General features: G+C 37.7%; 24 protein-coding genes, 1 tRNA gene and 1 pseudogene. 24 read left to right on the top strand and 2 right to left on the bottom strand.

Annotated features, from left to right (window positions below):
* The first annotated feature begins 107 nt into the window (after positions 1-107).
* The 11 genes from lgt (at position 108) to LIZ98_RS04295 (ending at position 9,738) form a co-directional block, all read left to right on the top strand.
* Positions 108-917: a prolipoprotein diacylglyceryl transferase gene (lgt, locus tag LIZ98_RS04345; protein ID WP_227091823.1), complete on the top strand. Its 810-nt coding sequence runs from the start codon at positions 108-110 to the stop codon at positions 915-917.
* Between the two features lie 38 nt (positions 918-955).
* Complete coding sequence (locus LIZ98_RS04340) at positions 956-1,912, top strand: nucleoside recognition domain-containing protein (protein ID WP_108898666.1); 957 nt, start codon at positions 956-958, stop codon at positions 1,910-1,912.
* Complete coding sequence (ppaX, locus tag LIZ98_RS04335; protein ID WP_227139031.1) at positions 1,896-2,543, top strand: pyrophosphatase PpaX; 648 nt, start codon at positions 1,896-1,898, stop codon at positions 2,541-2,543. The genes LIZ98_RS04340 and ppaX overlap by 17 nt, the downstream gene beginning before the upstream one ends.
* A gap of 3 nt (positions 2,544-2,546) precedes the next feature.
* Positions 2,547-3,083, top strand: coding sequence for an acyltransferase (locus LIZ98_RS04330; RefSeq protein ID WP_227139030.1), 537 nt, complete (start codon positions 2,547-2,549; stop codon positions 3,081-3,083).
* A gap of 156 nt (positions 3,084-3,239) precedes the next feature.
* The gene (locus LIZ98_RS18085) at positions 3,240-4,271 is read left to right on the top strand and encodes a tetratricopeptide repeat protein (RefSeq protein ID WP_227139029.1); all 1,032 of its coding nucleotides are present in this window, start codon (positions 3,240-3,242) and stop codon (positions 4,269-4,271) included.
* A gap of 289 nt (positions 4,272-4,560) precedes the next feature.
* Positions 4,561-5,502: a thioredoxin-disulfide reductase gene (trxB, locus tag LIZ98_RS04320; protein WP_034772472.1), complete on the top strand. Its 942-nt coding sequence runs from the start codon at positions 4,561-4,563 to the stop codon at positions 5,500-5,502.
* 439 nt (positions 5,503-5,941) lie between these two features.
* The gene (locus LIZ98_RS04315) at positions 5,942-6,391 is read left to right on the top strand and encodes an NUDIX hydrolase (RefSeq protein WP_227139028.1); all 450 of its coding nucleotides are present in this window, start codon (positions 5,942-5,944) and stop codon (positions 6,389-6,391) included.
* A 101-nt stretch (positions 6,392-6,492) separates the two neighbouring features.
* On the top strand, positions 6,493-7,386 hold the full coding sequence (rapZ, locus tag LIZ98_RS04310) for an RNase adapter RapZ (protein ID WP_375293566.1): 894 nt from the start codon (positions 6,493-6,495) through the stop codon (positions 7,384-7,386).
* A complete protein-coding gene (locus LIZ98_RS04305; protein WP_227139026.1) occupies positions 7,376-8,356 on the top strand; it encodes a gluconeogenesis factor YvcK family protein in 981 nt (326 codons plus the stop codon). Before rapZ ends, LIZ98_RS04305 begins: the two co-directional genes overlap by 11 nt.
* 29 nt (positions 8,357-8,385) lie before the next feature.
* Positions 8,386-9,333, top strand: coding sequence for a DNA-binding protein WhiA (whiA, locus tag LIZ98_RS04300; protein ID WP_255601996.1), 948 nt, complete (start codon positions 8,386-8,388; stop codon positions 9,331-9,333).
* A gap of 144 nt (positions 9,334-9,477) precedes the next feature.
* Complete coding sequence (locus LIZ98_RS04295; protein WP_034772464.1) at positions 9,478-9,738, top strand: HPr family phosphocarrier protein; 261 nt, start codon at positions 9,478-9,480, stop codon at positions 9,736-9,738.
* 245 nt (positions 9,739-9,983) lie between these two features.
* On the opposite strand, the gene clpP is transcribed toward LIZ98_RS04295, so the two are convergent.
* The gene (clpP, locus tag LIZ98_RS04290; protein ID WP_034772463.1) at positions 9,984-10,577 is read right to left on the bottom strand and encodes an ATP-dependent Clp endopeptidase proteolytic subunit ClpP; all 594 of its coding nucleotides are present in this window, start codon (positions 10,575-10,577) and stop codon (positions 9,984-9,986) included.
* A 227-nt stretch (positions 10,578-10,804) separates the two neighbouring features.
* Here clpP and LIZ98_RS04285 point away from each other — a divergent pair, with 227 nt between their 5' ends.
* Positions 10,805-11,092 (top strand): type II toxin-antitoxin system HicB family antitoxin, encoded by a 288-nt coding sequence (locus LIZ98_RS04285; RefSeq protein WP_227139024.1) that lies wholly within the window; start codon positions 10,805-10,807, stop codon positions 11,090-11,092.
* A gap of 84 nt (positions 11,093-11,176) precedes the next feature.
* On the opposite strand, the gene LIZ98_RS04280 is transcribed toward LIZ98_RS04285, so the two are convergent.
* Positions 11,177-11,248, bottom strand: a tRNA-Arg gene (locus LIZ98_RS04280).
* A 222-nt stretch (positions 11,249-11,470) separates the two neighbouring features.
* Between LIZ98_RS04280 and rpoN the strand changes: the two genes are divergently transcribed.
* From rpoN to LIZ98_RS04225, 12 genes and pseudogenes are all read left to right on the top strand, one after another.
* A complete protein-coding gene (gene rpoN, locus LIZ98_RS04275) occupies positions 11,471-12,793 on the top strand; it encodes an RNA polymerase factor sigma-54 (protein ID WP_227139023.1) in 1,323 nt (440 codons plus the stop codon).
* A gap of 88 nt (positions 12,794-12,881) precedes the next feature.
* A complete protein-coding gene (locus LIZ98_RS04270; protein ID WP_227139022.1) occupies positions 12,882-13,124 on the top strand; it encodes a glutaredoxin family protein in 243 nt (80 codons plus the stop codon).
* 228 nt (positions 13,125-13,352) lie between these two features.
* Positions 13,353-14,375 (top strand): sugar-binding transcriptional regulator, encoded by a 1,023-nt coding sequence (locus LIZ98_RS04265; RefSeq protein WP_227139021.1) that lies wholly within the window; start codon positions 13,353-13,355, stop codon positions 14,373-14,375.
* A 51-nt stretch (positions 14,376-14,426) separates the two neighbouring features.
* On the top strand, positions 14,427-15,434 hold the full coding sequence (gene gap, locus LIZ98_RS04260; RefSeq protein WP_227139020.1) for a type I glyceraldehyde-3-phosphate dehydrogenase: 1,008 nt from the start codon (positions 14,427-14,429) through the stop codon (positions 15,432-15,434).
* A 143-nt stretch (positions 15,435-15,577) separates the two neighbouring features.
* On the top strand, positions 15,578-16,762 hold the full coding sequence (locus LIZ98_RS04255) for a phosphoglycerate kinase (RefSeq protein ID WP_034772457.1): 1,185 nt from the start codon (positions 15,578-15,580) through the stop codon (positions 16,760-16,762).
* 351 nt (positions 16,763-17,113) lie between these two features.
* Positions 17,114-17,869, top strand: a complete 756-nt coding sequence (tpiA, locus tag LIZ98_RS04250; protein WP_227091829.1) for a triose-phosphate isomerase — start codon at positions 17,114-17,116, stop codon at positions 17,867-17,869.
* Entirely contained in the window at positions 17,869-19,404 is a 1,536-nt protein-coding gene (gene gpmI, locus LIZ98_RS04245; protein ID WP_227139019.1) for a 2,3-bisphosphoglycerate-independent phosphoglycerate mutase, read from the top strand. The genes tpiA and gpmI overlap by 1 nt, the downstream gene beginning before the upstream one ends.
* 36 nt (positions 19,405-19,440) lie before the next feature.
* Positions 19,441-20,733: a phosphopyruvate hydratase gene (gene eno / locus LIZ98_RS04240; protein WP_227139018.1), complete on the top strand. Its 1,293-nt coding sequence runs from the start codon at positions 19,441-19,443 to the stop codon at positions 20,731-20,733.
* 588 nt (positions 20,734-21,321) lie between these two features.
* Positions 21,322-21,462 carry a YrzI family small protein gene (locus LIZ98_RS04235; protein WP_072012707.1) on the top strand — a complete coding sequence of 47 codons (141 nt, stop codon included), beginning with the start codon at positions 21,322-21,324 and terminating at the stop codon, positions 21,460-21,462.
* A 115-nt stretch (positions 21,463-21,577) separates the two neighbouring features.
* The gene (locus LIZ98_RS04230; RefSeq protein WP_082026086.1) at positions 21,578-21,718 is read left to right on the top strand and encodes a YrzI family small protein; all 141 of its coding nucleotides are present in this window, start codon (positions 21,578-21,580) and stop codon (positions 21,716-21,718) included.
* 623 nt (positions 21,719-22,341) lie between these two features.
* Positions 22,342-22,437: pseudogene (locus tag LIZ98_RS17930) on the top strand (HAMP domain-containing protein); the annotation flags it as partial.
* A complete protein-coding gene (locus tag LIZ98_RS04225; RefSeq protein WP_309240445.1) occupies positions 22,432-23,244 on the top strand; it encodes a methyl-accepting chemotaxis protein in 813 nt (270 codons plus the stop codon). The pseudogene LIZ98_RS17930 and the gene LIZ98_RS04225, both read left to right, overlap by 6 nt.
* Positions 23,245-23,254 lie beyond the last annotated feature (10 nt).

The following is a 23,254-nucleotide window of genomic DNA, read 5'->3' as shown; positions in this document are numbered from 1 at the left end:
TTTAAAACTGATTGTTGTTTGTTACAATTAGTGAAATGACAGGGAAGTTCTCTCTCGTCAAACTGTTTCTTTTTGAAACGTATAAACGTAAAGAAGGAGTTGTTGAGATGCTTTATCATGTTCAGCCCTTAAATCCGGTGGCCTTAGAGCTTGGCCCTTTATCAATCCGATGGTACGGAATCATTATTGCTTTAGGCATTGTAATTGCATATATATTAGCAACCCGTGAAGGAAAGAGACGAGGTCTTCCGGATGAAATTTTCGCTGATCTTTTACTTTGGGCCATTCCGATTTCCATTATTTGTGCCAGAATTTATTATGTTCTTTTCAAATGGGACTATTATTCGGTTAATCCGGGGAAAATAATTGCCATTTGGGAAGGCGGAATTGCCATCCATGGTGCCCTAATTGGGGCGATCGTTACCGCTGTCGTTTTTTGCCGGAAACGAAATATCTCTTTTTGGAAATTAGCTGATATTGCCGCACCAAGTATTATCATTGCTCAAGCGATTGGCCGGTGGGGGAATTTTATGAACCAAGAAGCCCATGGGGGACCGGTTACTCGCGAATTTTTGGAAGGCTTGCACTTACCTGATTTTATCATTAATCAAATGTATATAAACGGTTCCTATTATCATCCAACCTTTTTATATGAATCGCTCTGGAGTTTGCTTGGTTTTATACTTTTACTTCTATTAAGAAGAGTTAATTTGAAACAGGGAGAAATCTTTTTAGCTTACGGAATTTGGTATTCAATCGGTCGCTATTTCATTGAAGGGCTTCGAACCGACAGTTTATATTTTTTCGATACAGATATACGAGTGGCTCAGCTCGTTTCTGCTGCTGTTATCATTATTTCACTTGCCTTAATTATTTTTAGAAGGACGAAACATAATATTCCGCGTTATTTAGATTAAAATCATTTTCATGGTCAATCCGATAAGGGGGGAGTAGTATCTTGTTAAATTCGGTAAAGCAAGGGATTATGAATGGGTTACATACCACTTGGACATTGGGAAAAGTTATTTTTCCGGTAACCTTAATCGTCTCTTTGTTACAATATACTCCTGTACTTCCGTGGTTATTTGACAAGTTGGCACCATTTATGTCCGTTTTCGGTTTGTCGGGTGAGGCGGCCATCCCTCTTGTACTGGGTAATCTATTAAACTTATATGCGGCAATCGGCGGGATTTTAACACTTGAACTCACTGTTAAAGAAGTATTTATTATTGCAGTTATGCTTAGTTTTTCCCATAATTTACTAATTGAAACAAGTGTGGCATTAAAATCAGGTGTTAAACTCTGGGTCGTTTTATCTGTTCGGATCGGTTTAGCATTGGTTGCAGCCTTTATTATCAATTTGGTTTGGCCGGGCGGGAGTGAAATGGTCCAATATGGTTTAATAACAGCAAATGAAACAGCACCGGTTGGTATGGCGGCTATTTTTCTTGCTGGCTTACAAAAAGCCGTATTAGGTACTCTTCAGTTGGCGATGATTGTAATTCCATTAATGATCGGCATTCAAATTCTTAAAGATTTAAAATGGTTGAATGTATTTACCGGATGGATGGCTCCCGTTACCCGTGGATTAGGGATGAATGAAAACACGGCATTGGTTTTGACGGCCGGCTTAATTTTCGGTTTAGCCTATGGGGCAGGTGTATTATTGCAAGCCGTGAAAGAGGATGGTGTCAGCAAAAAAGATGCGACATTGGCATTTATTTTTCTCGTTGCGTGCCATGCTGTCGTTGAAGATACATTGATTTTTGTTCCATTAGGTATCCCGGTTTTTCCTTTATTTATAATTCGTTTATGTACGGCAATTGCTTTAACACTCATTGTCAGCAGGATCTGGAATCGGATGGAACTAGCAGCAAAAAGAAAGGGAATCTCTTATGAAACAAAATATTGATACGATTTTATTTGATTTAGACGGGACATTAGTTAACACATATGAACTTATTTTGCAATCGTTTCTTTATACTTTTCATCAATTTGGTTTCGATGAATTGAAGAGGGAAGACTGTTACAAATTTATTGGACCAACTTTACTTGAATCGTTCTCATCAGTTGCACCGGATAAAGCGGAAGAAATGATCCATTACTATCGAACATTTAATAAAAAACATCACGATAAACTTGTTCGTGAGTTTCCGGGGGTTCTCGAGACAATCGATACGCTTTCCAAACAAGGATATAAGCTCGGTGTTGTTTCTACGAAAGTACGAGAGATGGTTTTTAAAGCGTTGGATAAAGCCAACTTAACTCCATATTTTCCTGTAGTGATCACATTGGACGAAGTTGAGAAGGCAAAACCGGATCCGGAACCGCTAAATAAAGCGATGCACTTGTTAGGGGCAAAACCGGAAAACACGTTGATGGTCGGCGATTCTTACCATGACATATTGGGGGCGAAAAATTCCGGCACTGGATCCGTTGGAGTTGCTTGGACAATTCAAGGGACAGACTACTTAAAGAAGTATAATCCGGATTTTTTAATTAATGATATGCGCGAGTTATTGGCAATTGTTGGAGTGAAATAATTTATGCGGAAAACGACCCGTTACCCGATTCAAGGAGCCAATTCATTATGGCAAATATATAAAACTGTGTCTTTTTGGAAGGTATTTAAAAACGTCATCGTTATTTTGATTGCTCGTTATACACCGTTCATGTCCTGGAAAGTTTGGATGTACCGTAAGTTTTTAAAAATGAAGGTGGGCGATCATACGGCTTTTGCGTTTATGGTCATGCCGGATATAATGTTTCCGGAAAAAATTAATGTTGGTAAAAATACGATTATTGGATATCATACGACGATTTTGGCACATGAATATTTGATTGATGAGTATCGATTAGGAGAGGTTCGAATTGGGGATGAGGTCATGATCGGTGCCAATTCAACAATACTGCCGGGAGTAGAAATTGGTGACCGGGCAACGGTTTCTGCAGGGACGCTTGTGAACCGGGATGTTCCTCCGGGCTCGTTTGTCGGTGGAAACCCGATGCAGGTTATTTATACAAAAGAAGAGATGGATAAAAGAAGAAACCGTGGGCTTTTGACCGATCCTTTAAATAAATAAGTTTTTACATTAAAGTGATGTTGAATGCGGGACGAAGAATCTTCCAGTAGTGGCTTTTTCCGAGCACGAAGAAAATGATACTTTTCCGGCTGTGTGCTTCTCTACTGCTTTATTACATCATTATATAAATACATCATGATTTTTGGAGGATGTTTTGTGAGTAAAAATGTAAGCAATAATCATATTGATGGTAATATTTTAATGTTCAATCCTTCAGGGGAATTTTTCTTTTCAAAGGGAATTGCAGCATTTGAAAGGAATGATTTGGTAAAGGCAAAAAAGTATTTGGCTCGTGCTTGGAAATTTGAACCAACTGAGCCAATTATTGCTTGCCAACTTGCCATTGTTTTAACTGAAATGAGTGAATATGATTCTTCTAATAAAATTTTACTGAAAGTGCTCAGTGAAATCGATCCATACATGGTTGAATGTCACTACTTTTTAGCAAATAATTATGCCTATATTGGTAATTATATGGAAGCGAAGAAACATGTCAAACAATATTTGAAATCAGCTCCAAATGGGGAATATACAAGTGATGCACAGGAATTATTGGAAATCATATCTCTTGAAGCGGATGAAATAAAAACGACTTGTTTGACAGAAAATCATATGGAGTATGAAGATGAACTGATTGAAAAACAGGAACATTCGCGAAAATTAATGGAAGACGGTGATTTTGATGGAGCAGTTCCGTTATTAGAACAAATGATTCGTGAGTACCCAAATTTTTGGCCTGCGTATAATAATCTGGCATTGGCCTATTTTTATCAAGGAAAATCCAAAGAGTCTGTTGAGATACTCCAACGAGTGTTGGAAGAAAACCCGGGAAACTTACATGCATTATGTAATCTGGCGGTACTTGATTTTTATAAAGGAAAGAATGTAAAGCCGTTATTAGATATATTAAAAAAAGTTTATCCCATTTCTGTTGATCATCGTTATAAATTAGGTGTTACTTTGTTAATTTTAGAACAATATGAACTTGGCTATCATTGGCTCAAGAAAATTTTACATGACGGCAATGAAGTTGAGGGTATTTTTTATTATTGGTTTGCCTATGCCGCCTATAAGATGGGAAAAATGAACTTAGCAGAAAAAGCATGGAAGAAGCTCTTGTTAGAACATCCGGAAAAGGACGGGCAGGAACCTTGGAAACATGAAGAAATACCAATGTTTACGAAATGATTGAGCATAATAGTGGTAAAATGTTTGAAATTTATGTAGTATCAAGAACTACAGGGGCACTTGAAGCTGTTGCAAATTTGTAGTAGTGAATCCTGATGGTTCCATCAATTTTTAAGACATTTAATTGGTGTCAATCTATTGAGCTTTAGGGACATAACGCATAACGAACAGAAAATCTGTTCAAACTGTCCATAAAAAGATTCTCATCGATAAAACGAATTCGAAAACCGATTAAACCGTCCATAACAATACCTGATACCATATCACTGGAATACGAGGAGTGTGTAGAATGTCAGAGGATAAAATTTATGATGTAATAATAATTGGGGCAGGTCCTGCAGGTATGACTGCAGCTGTCTATACATCCCGTGCCAATTTGTCGACCTTAATGATTGAACGGGGTGTACCGGGTGGACAAATGATGAATACAGAAGAAGTAGAGAATTATCCCGGTTATGATTCAATTTTAGGTCCGGACCTTTCTAATAAAATGTTCGAACATGCGAAAAAATTTGGTGCCGAATACGCATATGGCGATATTAAAGAAATTATTGACGGGAAAGAATTTAAAATAGTGAAAGCCGGCTCAAAAGAGTTTAAGGCAAGAGCCATCATCATTGCGACCGGTGCCGAATATAAAAAACTCGGTGTCCCGGGAGAAAATGAACTGGGCGGACGCGGTGTTTCGTACTGTGCAGTCTGTGACGGTGCTTTTTTCAAAAATAAACAATTGGTGGTCGTCGGTGGTGGTGACTCTGCTGTTGAAGAGGGCGTATACTTAACGAGATTTGCTGAAAAGGTAACGATTGTACACCGGCGTGATCAGTTGCGGGCACAAAAGATTTTACAAGATCGCGCATTTGCTAATGAAAAAGTAGACTTTATTTGGAATCATACAGTTAAGGCGATTAACGAAAAGGATGGCAAAGTCGGCAGTGTTACCTTAGTTTCTACTGTTGATGGCACTGAAAAAGGATTCCCTTGTGACGGCGTATTTATTTATATTGGGATGATCCCTTTGACAAAGCCTTTTGAAAATCTAGGAATTACGAATGAAGCCGGTTATATTGAAACAAATGAGTTAATGGAAACAAAAGTTCCCGGGATTTTTGCGGCCGGTGATGTACGTGAAAAACAACTTCGCCAAATCGTAACGGCAACGGGTGATGGAAGTATTGCCGCTCAAAGTGCTCAACATTATATTGAGGAACTTTTAGAACAAATAAAGTAATATCAAAGTTGAAGAGGGTTCATTGTTTCATTAACAATTTAAAGAAAAAAAGTAATCGTCGTTTAACGCTGCTGTAACACGTATGAAACAAAGAAAGAGTATTATAAAGGTATGAAGAAATTGACCCCCTTTTAAATATATTTTTTTGGTACAGGAGATATCCTGTACTTTTTTTGTATGTTTACAATAACTAGGGGAAGTCGACACCCCGCTGATGTTAGATTTTATCACTTATTTCTACAGGTAATGATTATTCATTCACTTCATTGTTTGCATGTGATAAGGTATAGTATAATAATATTAGTTAAGTAATAATATAATGATTTACCTTTACCTTTATAATCATGATGGTGAAATTCACGGTGTTAAAAGCCGGTCAACCAATAGCAATTACTATATTATGTTGACTTGATTATATGGTCTGGAGTGAGTGAGAGAAATGCAAAGAGTTGCAAATTGTATATATATGAAAAACGGGGAAATCTTGTTGTTGCAAAAACCTCGTCGCGGCTGGTGGGCCATACCGGGTGGAAAAGTAGAGCCAAAAGAAACCGTAAAAGCAGCAGCCATCCGTGAATATGGGGAGGAGACGGGAATCCAAATTCGCGATCCCATCATAAAAGGTATATACACTTTTTTAATAGAAGATGATGATAAGTTTACCGAATGGATGATGTTTACTTTTTTTACGAATCAAGGTGACGGCATACAAAAAAATGTAACAAGGGAAGGAAAGCTGCAATGGCATCCGGTCGATAAATTAGATGAATTACCAATGGCTGAAGGAGATCGAATGATTATTCAACAAGCCTTATTTGGGGAAAATGTTCAGTTTGGTACATTCCATTACACAAAAGATTTCCAGCTAATATCACAAAAGTTGGATTGATAAATCTTATATTTACCAAATTTATAAAAGGGACTCTGGTGCCCGTTCATCGTTCAATCGATACGTTGTAAATAATTTTAAAAGGAATGGTGGTAAGAACAGTGGAAAATTCCAATGAGTTGCAAATAGTTATTATAACCGGAATGAGTGGTGCCGGCAAAACGGTTGCTATTCAAAGTTTTGAGGATCTTGGTTTTTTTTGTGTCGATAATTTACCACCAAGTCTTTTGCCAAAATTTTTAGAGTTAATGAGAGAATCCAAGAATAAAATGAATAAGGTTGCTTTGGTTATGGACTTACGCGGTCGTGAATTTTTTGAACAATTAATTCACGTTTTGGATGAATTGCAACATTACTCATGGCTAACCCCACATATATTATTTTTAGATGCCGATGACGCCACTTTGGTAAGAAGGTATAAAGAAACGCGCCGTTTTCACCCGTTGGCCAAATCGGGATTGCCGCTAGACGGGATTCGTAATGAGCGACAATTATTGGAAGAGTTAAAGGCAAGAGCACAAACAATTATAAACACATCCGAGTTAAAGCCGAAAGAATTACGTGAAAAGATTACAGAGAAATTTACCAACAGCAGGCAAAATTTATTTACGGTAAATGTAATCTCTTTTGGTTTTAAACATGGGATTCCGATCGACGCCGATTTAGTTTTCGATGTCCGATTTTTACCAAATCCATTTTATATTGAACAATTACGTCCGAAAACAGGGCTCGATCAGGATGTATATGAATATGTAATGAAATGGACGGATACAAGTAAATTTTTAGAAAAAATATTGGATTTACTATCTTTCATGTTACCGTTGTATAAACGAGAAGGAAAAAGTCAACTGGTAATTGCGATCGGTTGTACCGGTGGCCAGCATCGATCGGTTGCCATTGCCAAGTATTTGGGTGAAAAATTGGGAAAAGATTATCAAGTACAAGTGTCCCATAGAGAAATTGCAAATGAGAGGATTCAGAAACATGAATATTAGTCAACCAAGAATTGTGATCATCGGTGGAGGCACCGGTCTTCCGGTATTATTGCGTGGTATGAAAAGATTTCCGGTGGACATTACGGCCATTGTTACAGTTGCTGATGATGGCGGCAGCTCCGGACGCTTACGTGAGGATTTCCGAATACCGCCTCCGGGAGATATTAGAAATGTTCTCGCAGCACTTTCAGAAGTTGAGCCGTTAATCGAGGAGTTATTTCAACATCGTTTTGAGACGAATAGTGATTTGTCCGGTCATTCATTAGGTAACTTAATGTTGGCAGCGATGACGAACATTACCGGAAATTTTGCACATGCGGTTCATGAATTAAGCAGGGTACTCAATGTGAAGGGCAGAGTATTGCCATCGGCAAACCAAAGTGTTGTCCTTCATGCCGAAATGGAGGACGGGGTGATTATTCATGGAGAATCAAAAATACCGCTATACGGCAAAAGAATTAAGCGGGTATTTTTAACCCCTGACCATATTCATCCGTTACCTGAAACATTATATGCTATTCGAGAAGCGGATCTTATTGTAATCGGACCCGGTTCGCTTTATACAAGCATCTTGCCTAACCTAATTGTCCCTGAAATTGGGAATGAGCTCGCCAAGGCAAAAGCGAAAAAGGTGTATATATGTAATTTAATGACACAAAAAGGTGAAACAGGCGGTTTTTCTGCAAGTGATCATGTGAGAGCAATTTATGACCATACTGAACCATACTCCATCCAAAAAATCATCGTTAATAACGGCTACATTCCAGATTCGGTAAAATTGCGATATAAAGGTGAATACGCAGATCCGGTAAAGATTGATTATGATAATTTAGAGAAACTTGGAATCGAAATTATTGCCGATTCGATTGCAACCTTAACCGAAGGCTTTTTGCGGCATGATACAAAAACTTTATCGCAATTAATATTTAATATCTTAGAAAATGAAACAAAAAACCGCTTTCAATCGTAGTATTAGATGTATGAATGGAGGTTAGGGGATTGTCTTTTGCCTCAGATGTAAAAAAAGAATTAACCAATTTACCGATCGACGACACCAGCAGCAAATCGGAACTATCTGCATTAATTCGTATGAACGGTGCCGTTTCTTTTACGAATCAACGACTTGTTGTCGATATCCAAACAGAAAATGCAGCCATTGCGCGCCGGATCTACTCACTTTTAAAAAAACACTACCAGGTGGATGTGGAATTATTTGTCAGGAAAAAAATGAGGTTGAAAAAAAACAACGTCTATATTGTTCGGTTAATTGACCAGGTCAAAGAAATTTTAAAAGACCTTTCTATTATTGATGAGGGATTTGAATTTCATCATCAAATAGCCCCCGAACTGATTCAAAAGAAAAGTTGCAAAAGAGCTTATTTAAGAGGTGCTTTTTTAGCAGGTGGTTCAATTAATAATCCCGAAACCTCTTCATATCATTTAGAGATTTTTACATTATATAAGGATCATAGTGAGGCGTTGTGTGAGCTTCTCAACTCTTTTTCATTAAACAGCAAAACTTTGGAGCGGAAAAAGGGTTGGATTACTTACTTGAAGGAAGCTGAAAAAATTTCCGATTTTCTGGGCATTATTGGTGCACACAATGCGTTGTTAAGATTTGAGGATGTCCGCATAGTCCGGGATATGAGAAACTCAGTGAATCGCTTGGTAAACTGTGAAACCGCAAATTTGAACAAAACGATTGGAGCGGCTATCAGACAAGTAGAAAATATTAAATTTATTGATCAAACGATTGGACTGGATTCGCTACCGGAAAAGCTGAGAGAAATCGCAAAATTAAGAATTGAATACCAAGATGTGACGTTGAAAGAATTGGGTGAAATGGTATCAGGAGGAATTAGTAAGTCGGGGATTAATCACCGGTTAAGAAAAATTGACGAAATTGCAGAAAAGCTGCGAGCGGGTCAAACCGTTCACTTTAAATAATTTTTTAAAAGATCGGGCGCTCAAGTTTTTCTTTATACGAATAATCGGTGGGGGGATATTGTTTCCCCCTTAGATTGAAGTTCCCCTTTATCCGGAAAATTAAAAGATTCATAGATATATACATTTATCAAGGAGGAAAGGATTATGTTAGAAAAAAATGTGAAAGTAAAATTAAAATCCGGCCTGCAAGCTCGACCGGCAGCATTATTTGTCCAGGAGGCGAATCGGTTTTCATCTGATATTTCAATTGAAAGTGAAAGTCGAACAGTCAATGCCAAAAGTATTATGGGGATTATGAGTTTAGCGATAGGTTCCGGGAAAACAATTAAAATCATTGCCGATGGTAGTGATGAGGCAGAAGCGTTGGAAGTATTAACGAAATTTGTTGAAGATGAAAATAATTAATTTGTTTTTTTTGATAAAGCAAAAAGAGAAGGCTGTCAAATACCCGCCTGTCTTTTAAGCTAATTGGAGAGTATAAATTTTTCAATTTCTACTTTCCTAACGCCATAAGTGCAACTACGGCTCTGCCATCGCCTGAAGGCTCGGCAGTCGCTGAGTTTTCTTTAAAATGAATGAAGCGGTTACGGTTATGACAGCTTTTTTCGTTATCCAGAAAAAAACCGGGCGCATTACCCGGTTTTTCTTTACTATTTTCCAATTGTATTTCGACTGATGATGTGGTCAATCAATCCATATTCTTTTGCTCTTTCTGCAGACATAAAGTTATCGCGGTCTGTATCCCTTTCAATGACTTCTAGGGGTTGACCGGTATTTTCAGCCAAGATTTTATTTAATTTATCACGAGTATATAAAATATGTCTTGCTGCAATTTCAATTTCTGTTGCTTGACCTTGAGCACCGCCAAGTGGTTGGTGAATCATGACTTCTGCGTTTGGTAAAGCATAACGTTTCCCTTTTGCACCTGAAGAAAGCAGGAATGCACCCATAGATGCGGCCATTCCGATACAAATGGTTTGGACATCTGCTTTAACAAAATTCATCGTATCATAAATAGCCATACCTGCTGTTACACTTCCACCGGGACTGTTAATATAAAGGGAAATATCTTTCTCCGGGTTTTCGGCATCCAAGAATAATAACTGTGCAACAATCGAGTTGGCCGAGACATCATCAATTTGGCCGCCGAGAATAATAATCCGGTCTTTCAAAAGTCGGGAATAAATATCATATGCACGTTCCCCACGACTTGTTTGTTCAATAACTGTAGGAATTAAATTCATTTTTTATCCTCCTTTAATTGAAATTCCCTTTTACTAATTACCAAAGGTTTTCAATCTAATATATGTACATTCTACAACAAAGGTCAATAAAGGTCAAACAAAAGGCTACGAAGAAATAGAATTGATTTCTCCTTCAAATATTACCAAGTATATGTCATTTTAAACCTAAAAGAACATATTAAAACAAGCAGGGCTTGAATAAAATTCTCTTAATTGGAGGAAGAAATATGGGAAAAAACCGATATATTTATCCTGCAATTTTTGATTATGCGGAAGATGGAATTTCAGTAGAGTTTCCGGACTTACCTGGTTGCTTAACCTTTGGTAGCTCGGATGAAGAAGCGTTGACTATGGCAAAAGAAGCAATGGCGCTTCATTTATACGGTATGGAGGAAGATAATGTATCGATCCCCGCACCTTCAAAAGCAACAGATATAAAAACAGAATCGAATCAAGTTGTTGATCTTGTTGAGGTATGGATGCCGCCATTCCGCAATGCTACTTATAATTCGTAGTACTTTTAAAAAGTTTTCTCATTGATATTATGTATAAAAAAATACCACTACGTCTTATAAACGTAATGGTATTCAGTGTTTGAACGCCCTCGGCAGGAATCGAACCCACATTTCAAGAACCGGAATCTTGCGTGCTATCCGTTACACCACGAGGGCAAACTGTATTACTGACGAACAAAAACTATTATAATTCAAATGCAATAATTAATCAAGAGGGAAAATGTTACATTGCGTTGCGTTTTTTGCCTGCAAGTTTACGCACCGAAAAATTGGGAGTCCCTAGTAAAGTTGGAAATAAATATTTTTTCATTAATTTAGTCAATTTTTGTTTTCAATTTTGAAGAGAACCCTTACAATGAGAGTAAGGGAGAGATGTATATGAATATCGAATATGGAATGTTCCAACAACAAGCATTAAAATTAAATATGTCACAGGAACTTGTCCAGGCGATTTCGTTACTCCAATATACTTCCATGGAATTAGCCGGTTTTGTTGAACAAATAGCGACAGAAAATCCGCTGCTGGAAGTCGAAATGAATTATTATTCCACTTTTAGTCAAAAATCTTTGAAAAAAAGAAAAAAACAATCAGCAAACGCAGGCAATTTTGAAGCTTTTATCCCCGACCATTTGCCCAGCCTGTCAAATTATTTACAAGATCAATTATTGACAAAAAATCTTTCTTCAACAGAAAAAAGCTATGTCACATTTTTAATCAACAATTTAAATGACAATGGTTATTTAGAAATTGATATAGATGAAGCCAGCCGGATTTTAAATTTACCGAGGAAAATAGGTGAAAAAGCCCTTAACATCATCCAAAGTCTTGAACCGGCGGGTATCGGAGCAAGGAATTTGCAAGAATGTATTATATTACAGCTAAGGCGGAATGACAACGCAGACCCACGGCTTATAGAAATCGTAGAACATTATTTCGACGATTTTGCTTATAAAAAGTGGAAAAAAATTGAAAAAGACTTGAGCATCTCATTAAATGAAATTCAACGACTTTTTGATCTCGTTCAAACATTGGAACCTCGACCGGGCGCACTAATTTCTAATGAGCGAACCGAATATGTGATACCAGATATAATCATTGAAAAAAAGGAAGATATTTGGCATATTCATGTAGCGGAAGATTCCTATTTTCATATAAACATAAATGAAGGTTACTATCGTGAATTGATGCAACAACCTGAACCAATGGTAAAATCTTATGTGAAAGAAAAATATCAACAGATCCAATGGTTGAAACAAAGTATCGAACAAAGAAAAACAACAATGATCAACATGATGCGTGCAATTATAGAGATGCAAGAACCATACCTATTGGGGAGTAAGAAAGAATTAAAACCGATGACCATGAATAATGTTGCAGAAAAAATCGGCGTTCATGAATCAACCGTATCTCGAATTGCAAAAAACAAATATGCCCGTACACCAATTGGAACGATTCCCCTGCGAAAACTGTTTACAACTGGAGCAAAAACAGCAACCGGTAATGATACCATATCAACCGAACAGGTGAAAAATGAAATTCGCGATATGATTGACCAAGAAAATAAAAAATCACCCTATTCGGATCAAGAAATTGTCAAGCTGCTCGAAAAAAAGGGGATACGTGTTTCGAGAAGAACAGTTACCAAATACCGCGAGCAATTGAAGATTCCTTCTTCAATCAAAAGAAAAAGATATAATTAAGGATGGATCGGTAACCGGATTCTGAATGGTCCAAACCGAAACGATAAAAAGAAATCTGTGACAGGCCTGATTGGAAAGGAGAACAAATTTGAGACAAGAAATTATTTTATATAAAAGGAAAGAATGCCATTTATGCGATAATGCGCTTGAACTTTTGAGACGATTACAGAATGAGCATGATTTCACCCTCAAATTAGTTGATATTGAAGAAAATGATGATTTGGAAGAAAAGTACGGTTTATATATTCCTGTTGTAGAAATTGACGGAGAGGTCTTTCAATTTGGGCGAATTGATGAACATGTAATTAGAATGCGCTTACAAAAAAAATAAAAATGTTAAAGATAGTTGATTTTCCATATATTCTCTGCTAACATAATAAGTGTAACGGAGATGATTTTTTTGATATCTGTGGGACGAAAAATAACCTTATGGGTCGGGCACTGACCAATAAAATAATGAATTTCCCCAGTATTATTTTTGCTTTAAGTGGGACATTATTAACGATAGCAGGGTTTCAATAAGTCCACCTATTCCTGTTATTTGTGAGGAGAACATAGAATGAAGTCGATTATTAATGTACAAAAAAGACTAATACCGGATTTAGTTGAAATCATGCAGAAAAGATATCGAATTCTTCGTTACATAGAAATTATGCAGCCGGTTGGCAGACGCAGTTTATCCCAAAGTTTACAAATAACTGAACGGGTATTACGCAGTGAAACAGATTTTCTTAAAGATCAAGATTTAATTGCAATTTCAACGTCCGGTATGAGATTAACAGAAGAGGGAAAAATAATTTTGGACCAACTTGAACCAATTATGAAGGAATTTTCAAGTGCCCCGGAATTAGAAAAACAGTTGGCAGCTGCCCTAAATCTCCAATCATGTAATGTCGTTTCCGGTAACGCCGATGAATCGGACTGGGTTAAGTCTGAATTGGGGCGTGCATGTGTAAGCAGACTTAAGGAAGTCATTAAAGAAGGTCACGTTATTAGTGTGACCGGCGGATCTACAATGAATGCTGTTGCTGAGGCATTTACTGAAAAATTAAATAAAGAGAATTTGCTGTTTGTCCCTGCTCGAGGTGGAATCGGGGCAGACATAAAAGACCAGGCAAATACAATTTGTCAAAAGATGGCAAATAAAGCCGGCGGAAACTATATGGTTCTCTATTCCCCTGATCAAGTCACGAAAGAGTTTTATGAAACCTTCATCCAAGAGTCATCCATTCGAGAAGTACTAATGAAGATCAAATCAGCAGATATTGTTATTCACGGGATTGGTGATGCAATGACAATGGCAAGAAGAAGGATGACATCGGAAGAAGATATGCAAAAGCTTGTTCAGGAAAAAGCTGTTGCCGAAGCATTTGGATATTACTTTGATGAAAATGGACGCATTGTCCATAAAGTGCAAACAGTCGGCTTGCAGTTGGAAGATTTAAAAAACATCCCTCATATTTTTGCAGTTGCCGGTGGAGCTTCCAAGGCAAAGGCAATCAAGGCGTACATGAAAATCGCCCCGAAAAATACGGTTTTAATTACCGATGAAGCCGTAACAAATGAGATATTAAAAGGGTAATCCCTTTTAAATATAAAAAAATTCTTTACAGTTCAAAAGGAGGAAATGAACATGGCAGTAAAAGTTGGTATAAACGGTTTTGGACGTATTGGACGGTTAGTTTTCCGTGCAGCATTAAATAACCCTGATATTGAAGTAGTAGCTGTAAATGACTTAACAGATGCAAAAATGTTGGCTCATTTACTCAAATATGACTCTGTACACGGAACATTAGAAGAAGAAGTATCTGTTGATGGTGATTCTTTCGTAGTTGCCGGTCATAAAGTAAAAGTTATAGCTGAACGTGACCCGGCGCAAATTCCTTGGAAAGACCTTGGCGTAGAAATCGTTGTTGAATCTACCGGACGCTTCACAAAACGTGCAGACGCTGCAAAACATTTAGAAGGCGGCGCTAAAAAAGTTGTTATTTCTGCACCTGCTAAAGAAGAAGATATTACGATTGTTATGGGTGTTAATGAAGAAAAATATGATCCGGCAAATCATCATGTTATTTCCAACGCTTCTTGTACAACAAACTGTTTAGCTCCATTTGCAAAAGTTTTACAAGAAAAATTCGGAATCAAACGCGGTATGATGACAACGATTCACTCTTACACAAACGACCAACAAATTCTTGACTTACCTCATAAAGATTTTCGTCGTGCTCGTGCAGCAGCTGAATCTATGATTCCAACAACAACCGGTGCTGCAAAAGCTGTTGCGTTAGTTCTTCCTGAATTAAAAGGTAAACTAAATGGTATGGCTGTTCGTGTACCAACTCCTAACGTATCATTAGTTGACCTTGTTGCTGAACTTGGTAAAGATGTAACTGTTGAAGAAGTGAACGCAGCAATCAAAGCAGCTGCTGAAGGAGAATTAAAAGGAATTCTTGCTTACAACGAATTACCGTTAGTTTCTAAAGACTATAACCATACAAAAGTTTCTTCGACAGTTGACGGATTATCAACAATGGTTATGGAAGGAAATATGGTTAAAGTACTTGCTTGGTATGACAACGAATATGGTTACTCTAACCGTGTAGTTGATCTTGTAGACTATGTTGCAAAAAAAGGACTTTAATAAATAAGTGCCCAAGATCATAAGTGATAAAACATTTAAAAGACTAATTTGAACCTTAGTCAGGGGAATGGGGATACACGATTCCCCTCCCCTTTTTTATTGTTATAATAATCATGTTCAGAAAACCCGGGGAGGTCCGAACAATGGCTAAAAAATCAGTTAGAGATGTAGATGTTAAAGGAAAACGAGTTTTTGTACGGGTAGACTTTAACGTTCCAATGAAAGATGGACAAGTAACAGATGACACGAGGATTCGTGCTGCGTTACCAACCATTCAATACTTAATAGAACAAGGTGCAAAAGTAATTTTGGCCAGCCACTTAGGTCGTCCAAAAGGTCAAGTTGTTGAAGAAATGCGCTTAACAGCAGCCGGAAATCGCCTTTCCGAACTGCTTGGCAAACCGGTTCGGAAAGCGGACGAAGCATACGGAGAATCAGTTAAAGCAGAAATTGCCAAAATGGAAAATGGCGACGTACTCTTACTTGAAAATGTACGCTTCTATCCGGGAGAAACGAAAAATGATCCGGAATTGGCTAAGGCTTTTGCTGAACTTGCCGATTTATTTGTTAACGATGCGTTTGGTTCCGCACACCGGGCTCATGCTTCGACGGAAGGGATCGCTCATTACTTACCAGCTGTTTCCGGATTTTTAATGGAAAAAGAATTAAATGTTCTCGGTGGGGCTCTTGAAAATCCAAAACGTCCTTTCACAGCTATCATTGGCGGGGCAAAGGTAAAAGATAAAATTGGGGTTATTGAAAACTTGCTTGAAAAAGTTGATAATCTCATTATTGGCGGCGGACTTGCTTATACATTTGTGAAAGCACAAGGGTATGAAATCGGCCAATCTCTTCTTGAAGAAGATAAAATTGAGTTAGCTAAACAATTTATGGAAAAAGCGAAAGCAAAAGGCGTCAACTTCTATATGCCGATTGATGCGGTTGTCGCAAAAGAATTTGCCGAAAATGCCGAATCAAAAGTGGTTGATATTAAAGAAATTCCGGCAGATTGGCAAGCACTTGATATCGGGCCGAAAACTGAAGAACTTTATCGTGATGTTGTTCAAAAATCTGCAACGGTTATTTGGAACGGACCGATGGGTGTATTCGAATTTGATAAATTTGCCCATGGTACAAAAGCAGTTGCTGAAAGTTTAGCAGAAGCTACCGACGCAATTACGATTATTGGTGGTGGTGACTCTGCAGCTGCTGTTGAAAAATTCCATTTAGCAGAAAAAATGACTCATATTTCAACCGGCGGCGGTGCATCCCTTGAATTTATGGAAGGTAAAGTATTGCCGGGCGTTGCAGCATTAAATGATAAATAAGCAGCATTGTTCAATTATTGACTACCAAATTCGTACAGCATGAAATATTTGCTGCTAAATAAGAGACAGTGCAAGTAAAAAATCATTTGTATTGATACGATCATGTTACGAATATCTTTACATTTGTTCAATCACGTGCAATGAAGTAAAAAAACATTCGTATTGATACGGACCTGGTTGGAATGTACATGCACATTCCAGCATTAAATGATAAATTATTCGTATTAACAGTGTGCCGGCTCTGCAAGATTTCCTCGCCTTTTCATTGATAAGGATACAAGTTTTGTGGAAATATACAATTGCAGGGCCAATCGTAAAGAAGGAAGAAAGCAAGTAAAGGGAAGGTGTATTATGCGTAAACCGATTATAGCAGGGAACTGGAAAATGAATAAAACCTTGCAAGAAGCAGTCAATTTTGCATCTGAAGTAAAGCAGAAAATCCCGAGTTTTGAATCGGTTGAATCCGTCATCTGTGCCCCGGCGCTTTTTCTGGATCGACTTGTTCAAGAAGTAAAAGGAACGGACCTTCGTGTTGGTGCACAAAATATGCATTTTGAAGATGAAGGAGCATTTACCGGAGAAATTAGTCCGGTAGCCTTAAAAGATTTAGGTGTACAATATGTGATCATTGGCCATTCTGAACGGCGGGAAATGTTCAATGAAACCGATGAGTCAGTCAATAAAAAGGTTCATGCAGCTTTTAGACACGGATTAACTCCAATCATGTGTGTAGGAGAAACATTGGAAGAACGAGAAGCTGGCCAATGGCAACAAGTCGTTCATACGCAAACACGAAAAGGACTTGTCGGATTAACGAAAGAACAAGTGGCAAAAGTAGTTATTGCCTATGAACCGATTTGGGCAATCGGTACCGGAAAAACGGCCAGTGCGGAAGATGCAAATGAAGTATGTGCTTATATCCGGGAAACGGTGGCAGAACAATATGATCAAGATACAGCGGAAAAGATGCGGATCCAGTATGGTGGCAGTGTAAAGCCTGGCAATATCCAAGAATTAATGAACCAATCAGATATTGATGGGGCATTAGTTGGCGGTGCCAGCCTAGATCCAAATTCATTTTTACAACTATTGGAGGCAGGAAAATAATGAGTAAATCTCCAACAGCGTTAATCATCCTGGATGGATTTGGTTTACGCGAAGAAACGAAGGGAAATGCGGTAGCACATGCAAATAAACCGAATTTTGACCGTTACTGGAATGAGTTTCCGCATTCAACGCTGAGGGCAGACGGTGAATTTGTCGGCCTTCCTGAAGGTCAAATGGGAAACTCCGAAGTCGGTCATATGAACATCGGTGCCGGCCGCATTGTTTATCAAAGTTTATCAAGAGTTAATATTTCTATTCGTGAAGGCGAATTTGCTAAAAATCAAACATTCCTTAATGCAATGAATCATGTGAAAGAAAAAGGAACGAACTTGCACATATTCGGACTTTTATCAGATGGTGGTGTACATTCCCATATTAATCATATGTTTGCATTGCTAAAACTTGCCGCTGATCAAGGCGTGAAAAATGTTTATGTACACGCCTTTTTAGATGGACGGGATGTCGGTCCACAAACGGCAAAAACTTATATCCATGAAACACTTGAAAAAATGAAAGAATATGGTGTTGGTCAGTTCGCTACGATTTCTGGCCGATACTATGCTATGGATCGTGACAAACGTTGGGATCGTGAAGAAAAATGTTACCGTGCCATGGTTTACGGGGAAGGTCCGACATACCAAGATCCCATTCAATTAATAGATGACAGTTATGCAAATGGAATTTATGATGAATTCGTCATTCCATCTGTTATGGTAAACGAAAATAGTGAACCGGTAGCAACGATTAAAGACGAAGATGCAGTCATCTTCTATAACTTCCGTCCTGACCGGGCCATTCAAATCTCAAATGTTTTCACAAATGAAGAATTCGACGGGTTTGATCGTGGTCCAAGATGGCCGAAAAATTTACATTTCGTATGTTTAACTCATTTTAGCGAAACCGTAAAAGGTTATGTGGCTTACGAACCGGTGAACTTGGATAATACATTAGGTGAGGTTTTGGCTAAGCATAATCTAAAGCAATTACGTATAGCTGAAACTGAAAAATATCCACATGTTACGTACTTCTTTAACGGTGGTAAAGAAGAAGTGAATCCCGGTGAGGATCGAATCTTAATTCACTCACCAAAAGTGGCAACCTATGATTTAAAACCGGAAATGAGTGCTTATGAAGTAACCGATGCTTTAATTGAGCAAATTAAAGCTGACAAATATGATGTGATCATTTTAAACTATGCGAACCCTGATATGGTTGGTCACTCCGGGAAATTGGAACCGACTGTAAAGGCAATTGAAGCTGTTGATGAATGCTTGGGTAAAGTAGTTGACTTGATACTTGAAAAAGGTGGCAAAGCCATTATTACCGCTGACCATGGTAACTCGGAAGAAGTAATTACTTTAGAAGGAAATCCAATGACTGCCCATACAACCAATCCGGTTCCCGTTATTGTAACAGACAAAAATGTTACCTTACGTTCCGGTGGTAAATTAGGTGATTTAGCACCAACTATACTTGATATAATGGGAATTCAAAAACCGAAAGAAATGACCGGAGAATCCATCATTGCAAAATAATGACCAATAAATGGAAATAAAGGAGAGGTTTTAGATATGCCAACAATTACTGATATTTATGCTCGTGAAGTCTTAGACTCCCGAGGCAACCCAACTGTAGAAGTAGAAGTTTTAACAGAATCCGGCGCATTTGGCCGCGCTTTAGTACCAAGTGGTGCATCCACCGGTGAATATGAAGCTGTAGAATTACGTGACGGTGACAAAAGCCGTTATTTAGGAAAAGGTGTTTTAAAAGCTGTAGAAAATGTAAATGACATTATTGCACCGGAAATTATCGGCTTCAACGTTATGGATCAAGTAGCAATCGATAAAGCAATGATCGAACTTGATGGTACACCAAACAAAGGTAAATTAGGTGCGAACGCTATTCTTGGTGTTTCTCTTGCTGTTGCTCGTGCAGCTGCAGACTTCCTCGGAATTGAATTGTATCAATACCTTGGAGGGTTCAATGCAAAACAACTTCCGGTACCAATGATGAACATTCTAAACGGTGGGAAACATGCTGACAGTACGGTTGATATTCAGGAATTCATGGTCATGCCTGTAGGTGCGCCAAACTTCCGTGAAGCATTACGCATGGGTGCAGAAGTATTCCATAGCCTCCGTTCTGTTTTAAAAGCAAAAGGTTATAATACCGCTGTTGGTGATGAAGGCGGCTTTGCTCCAAGTTTAAAAACAAACGAAGAAGCGCTTTCTACAATTGTAGAAGCAATCGAAAAAGCCGGTTACAAACCTGGTGAAGAAGTAATGCTTGCAATGGACGTTGCTTCCTCGGAATTATTTAACAAAGAAGATGGGAAATACCACTTCCCTGGTGAAGGTGTTGTTCGTACATCTGAAGAAATGGTTGCATTCTATGAAGATCTTTGCAGCAAATACCCAATCGTATCTATTGAAGACGGTCTCGATGAAAACGACTGGGAAGGATTTAAACTTTTAACGGAACGTCTTGGTAAAAAAGTTCAATTAGTCGGTGATGACCTGTTCGTTACGAATACAGAAAAACTTGCTCGTGGTATTGAACAAGGAATTGCAAACTCTATCCTAATCAAAGTAAACCAAATCGGTACATTAACGGAAACTTTTGATGCAATTGAAATGGCGAAACGTGCCGGTTACACAGCTGTTGTATCCCATCGCTCCGGTGAAACTGAAGATACAACAATTGCTGATATCGCTGTTGCTACAAACGCCGGTCAAATTAAAACAGGTGCTCCATCTCGTACCGATCGTGTTGCAAAATATAACCAACTGCTTCGTATTGAAGACCAATTGGCTGAAACAGCACAATACCTTGGTAAAAACACATTCTACAATTTGAAAAAATAATTGTATGAATGTTTTAAAAGGCTACCCTCTATTTTTCCGGGGTAGCCTTATTTTTTGAACAAAACTTCCTTAAAACAGTGTCAGGATTTCATCAGAAGATTCCGTCCACAATGATAAATAATTCAACGATAGTAAAGTCACCCTTATATAATCGGATTTCGGGTCAATAAAAATTTTTTCTGTATTGGCTCATAAAGAGAGCGATGGGATCATATATTTGTTATAAAAAACATGCATTTTATTCTAGTATAGTTTTATGGAAATACAAAAACAATTACAAATTAGGCAAAAAATTAGTTTACAAATTACCATAAAGTCGATATAATTACCAATGTAAGAAAAAATCTTAAGGAGGTCGAGTGCAATGATGATTATTAAAAATTTCTTTGGCAAAACAATCTTGAATCGAAATAACACGCATTCGACCGAATCTAAATGGATCGCATAGGATTTATTTGCAATTAAGTATATCCATGCCGTAGGGAGAATCGTGCCCTGCGGTATTTTTGTGCCTTTTTAAAGCCGCAGGGAGCAGTCTCTTTGCGGCTTTTTACATTTTTTGGATATAGAAATGGAGGTGAAAAGAACATGACCATCAATATTTTGTTTGTCAGCATTACAATAAAACAGCGGGAAATTTCTCTTGAAGAGGAACTTCATAATCAACAAGTTGAAAAGCTTTATGAACAGAACCAAATGCGAATTTCCACTTTTATGGGGAACCATTAATTTAGTGAAAAAAACTTAGGAAAGGTGTGAGGACAAATGATTTTACGATATAGGCGATTTATGAGTTGTACTGGAGGTCGGATGCTGAATAACCGGATAAGGAGGTGAAAAGAGCATGACCATCAATATTTTGTTTTTTACAATTACAATCAGCAAAAGGAAGATCACCCTTGAAGAAGCACTGAACAACCAGAGGGTGGAAAAATTATATGAGGAAAATAAAGACCGTGCGGCAAAATATATCCGCAATTTATAATTTGTACGAAAATATGAAGGAAAGGTGGTTATCATGATGATTTATATCATGCAAAAGAGATTTTCAATTTTATGGGTGGAGAAAGATACCACCTAGTCATTTTTGTTAGGAGGTTGGAAAATTGTCACTTCATATGTTGATTATTATGTTTATTTATAGAAAGAGAAAGAAATAGCTATAAAAAAATCAAGCCAAGTTTGATACCATTCGTTCATAACAGGTAAAATTGACTCGTAGTTTTTTTAGAAACTGCATCTTTATGAACACGTAAAAGCAGAGTAATTCGCTCTGCTTTTTTTACTCGGAAAGTACCCCGGTGTTCTCCTCGAAGACTTGCACTGCTCCCATTCGTTTATTATTCAGTTATCTCTATAAATCTAATACATCTATAAATTTACGAAAGCATAATATTTAGCTTCCTTCCATTTATTAAAGGTTTTAGTAAAAAACTATCCCAAAAAAACTTTTTTGGTACATAAATTTAATCATAGTACCCGAAACATTTAGACAAATAAAAATATAACAGCAATGTCCTTATGCCTAAAACATCAGCACGAAAAGTCGATAAAATAAGCCCTTATTTTACTAAAATAATATAACCCAAAAAGTGATTAGCCGATGCAAGTGGAAAAATTAGTCAAGGTGATTTAACGGTTCATATTGATTTGGAAAGAAATGATGAACTTGGAAAATTAGCGAAGGCCTTCAACAATATGCGAAAACATCTTCATTTTGTTATTACGGAAGTTCGTGACAAAGCCGGCAGTCTTGCTTCTTCTTCTGAGCAGTTAAACTTAGGAGCGGAACAAAATACAGCAGCAACAGAATTAATTTCGTCATCAATTCAAGAGATTGCATCTAGTATGGATGATCAATCGAACAATATTTTAGAGAGTCAAAAAGTAGCAGAGGGCATGGTAAATTCTATTCATGAAATGTCGGTAATGGCCAATGATGTGACACAAACAGCTCAAAGTACGAAGCAAGCTGTCGATGAAGGAAATAAATCAATAGAAACAACAATTAACCAAATGGAATCAATTAAGCAAAACACACTTGAATTAGCAACAAACATTCAAGGCCTAGGTAATCTGTCTTCTGAAATTAATAAGATTATTGATGTAATTACAGATATTGCCGGTCAAACAAATTTACTTGCATTAAATGCTGCAATAGAGGCGGCAAGAGCGGGCGAATATGGAAAGGGGTTTGCTGTTGTTGCTGATGAGGTACGGAAATTGGCGGAAGAGTCCACTCAATCGGCAGAAAAAATTAAACAAATGATTGAAAAAATTCAAGATGAAACATCAACCACAGTACAGTCCATGGAAGCAGCAACCGAACAAGTAGAAAAAGGAATTTCCGTGGCAAACAATGCAGGTTCATCTTTTTCAACAATAAAAGGGTTCACGGATAAAATTACTGATCAAGTAAATGCTGTTGCAACGAATATTGAAGGAATTTCTGCAGGAGCGAAACAGTTTATCTTAAATAGGCGAGAATACTCCTACTTCAAGGAGCGGTAGCGAGTAAGTG

The sequence above is a fragment of the Caldibacillus sp. 210928-DFI.2.18 genome (assembly GCF_020554505.1).
Taxonomy (GTDB): Bacteria; Bacillota; Bacilli; order Bacillales; family Caldibacillaceae; genus Caldifermentibacillus; species Caldifermentibacillus hisashii.
Note: the sequence above shows the minus strand (reverse complement) of the source record. Positions and strands in the feature narration are given on the sequence as shown.

What these genes read in the sequence shown, in the direction of transcription:
- clpP (WP_034772463.1), bottom strand. Translation starts at nt 10,577, where the DNA reads ATGAATTTAATTCCTACAGTTATTGAACAAACAAGTCGTGGGGAACGT.
- trxB (WP_034772472.1), top strand. Translation starts at nt 4,561, where the DNA reads ATGTCAGAGGATAAAATTTATGATGTAATAATAATTGGGGCAGGTCCT.
- gap (WP_227139020.1), top strand. Translation starts at nt 14,427, where the DNA reads ATGGCAGTAAAAGTTGGTATAAACGGTTTTGGACGTATTGGACGGTTA.
- LIZ98_RS04315 (WP_227139028.1), top strand. Translation starts at nt 5,942, where the DNA reads ATGCAAAGAGTTGCAAATTGTATATATATGAAAAACGGGGAAATCTTG.
- LIZ98_RS04255 (WP_034772457.1), top strand. Translation starts at nt 15,578, where the DNA reads ATGGCTAAAAAATCAGTTAGAGATGTAGATGTTAAAGGAAAACGAGTT.
- LIZ98_RS04235 (WP_072012707.1), top strand. Translation starts at nt 21,322, where the DNA reads ATGACCATCAATATTTTGTTTGTCAGCATTACAATAAAACAGCGGGAA.
- LIZ98_RS04230 (WP_082026086.1), top strand. Translation starts at nt 21,578, where the DNA reads ATGACCATCAATATTTTGTTTTTTACAATTACAATCAGCAAAAGGAAG.
- LIZ98_RS04285 (WP_227139024.1), top strand. Translation starts at nt 10,805, where the DNA reads ATGGGAAAAAACCGATATATTTATCCTGCAATTTTTGATTATGCGGAA.
- LIZ98_RS04330 (WP_227139030.1), top strand. Translation starts at nt 2,547, where the DNA reads ATGCGGAAAACGACCCGTTACCCGATTCAAGGAGCCAATTCATTATGG.
- ppaX (WP_227139031.1), top strand. Translation starts at nt 1,896, where the DNA reads ATGAAACAAAATATTGATACGATTTTATTTGATTTAGACGGGACATTA.
- LIZ98_RS04225 (WP_309240445.1), top strand. Translation starts at nt 22,432, where the DNA reads ATGCGAAAACATCTTCATTTTGTTATTACGGAAGTTCGTGACAAAGCC.
- tpiA (WP_227091829.1), top strand. Translation starts at nt 17,114, where the DNA reads ATGCGTAAACCGATTATAGCAGGGAACTGGAAAATGAATAAAACCTTG.
- lgt (WP_227091823.1), top strand. Translation starts at nt 108, where the DNA reads ATGCTTTATCATGTTCAGCCCTTAAATCCGGTGGCCTTAGAGCTTGGC.
- LIZ98_RS04265 (WP_227139021.1), top strand. Translation starts at nt 13,353, where the DNA reads ATGAAGTCGATTATTAATGTACAAAAAAGACTAATACCGGATTTAGTT.
- LIZ98_RS04305 (WP_227139026.1), top strand. Translation starts at nt 7,376, where the DNA reads ATGAATATTAGTCAACCAAGAATTGTGATCATCGGTGGAGGCACCGGT.
- LIZ98_RS04295 (WP_034772464.1), top strand. Translation starts at nt 9,478, where the DNA reads ATGTTAGAAAAAAATGTGAAAGTAAAATTAAAATCCGGCCTGCAAGCT.
- gpmI (WP_227139019.1), top strand. Translation starts at nt 17,869, where the DNA reads ATGAGTAAATCTCCAACAGCGTTAATCATCCTGGATGGATTTGGTTTA.
- rpoN (WP_227139023.1), top strand. Translation starts at nt 11,471, where the DNA reads ATGAATATCGAATATGGAATGTTCCAACAACAAGCATTAAAATTAAAT.
- eno (WP_227139018.1), top strand. Translation starts at nt 19,441, where the DNA reads ATGCCAACAATTACTGATATTTATGCTCGTGAAGTCTTAGACTCCCGA.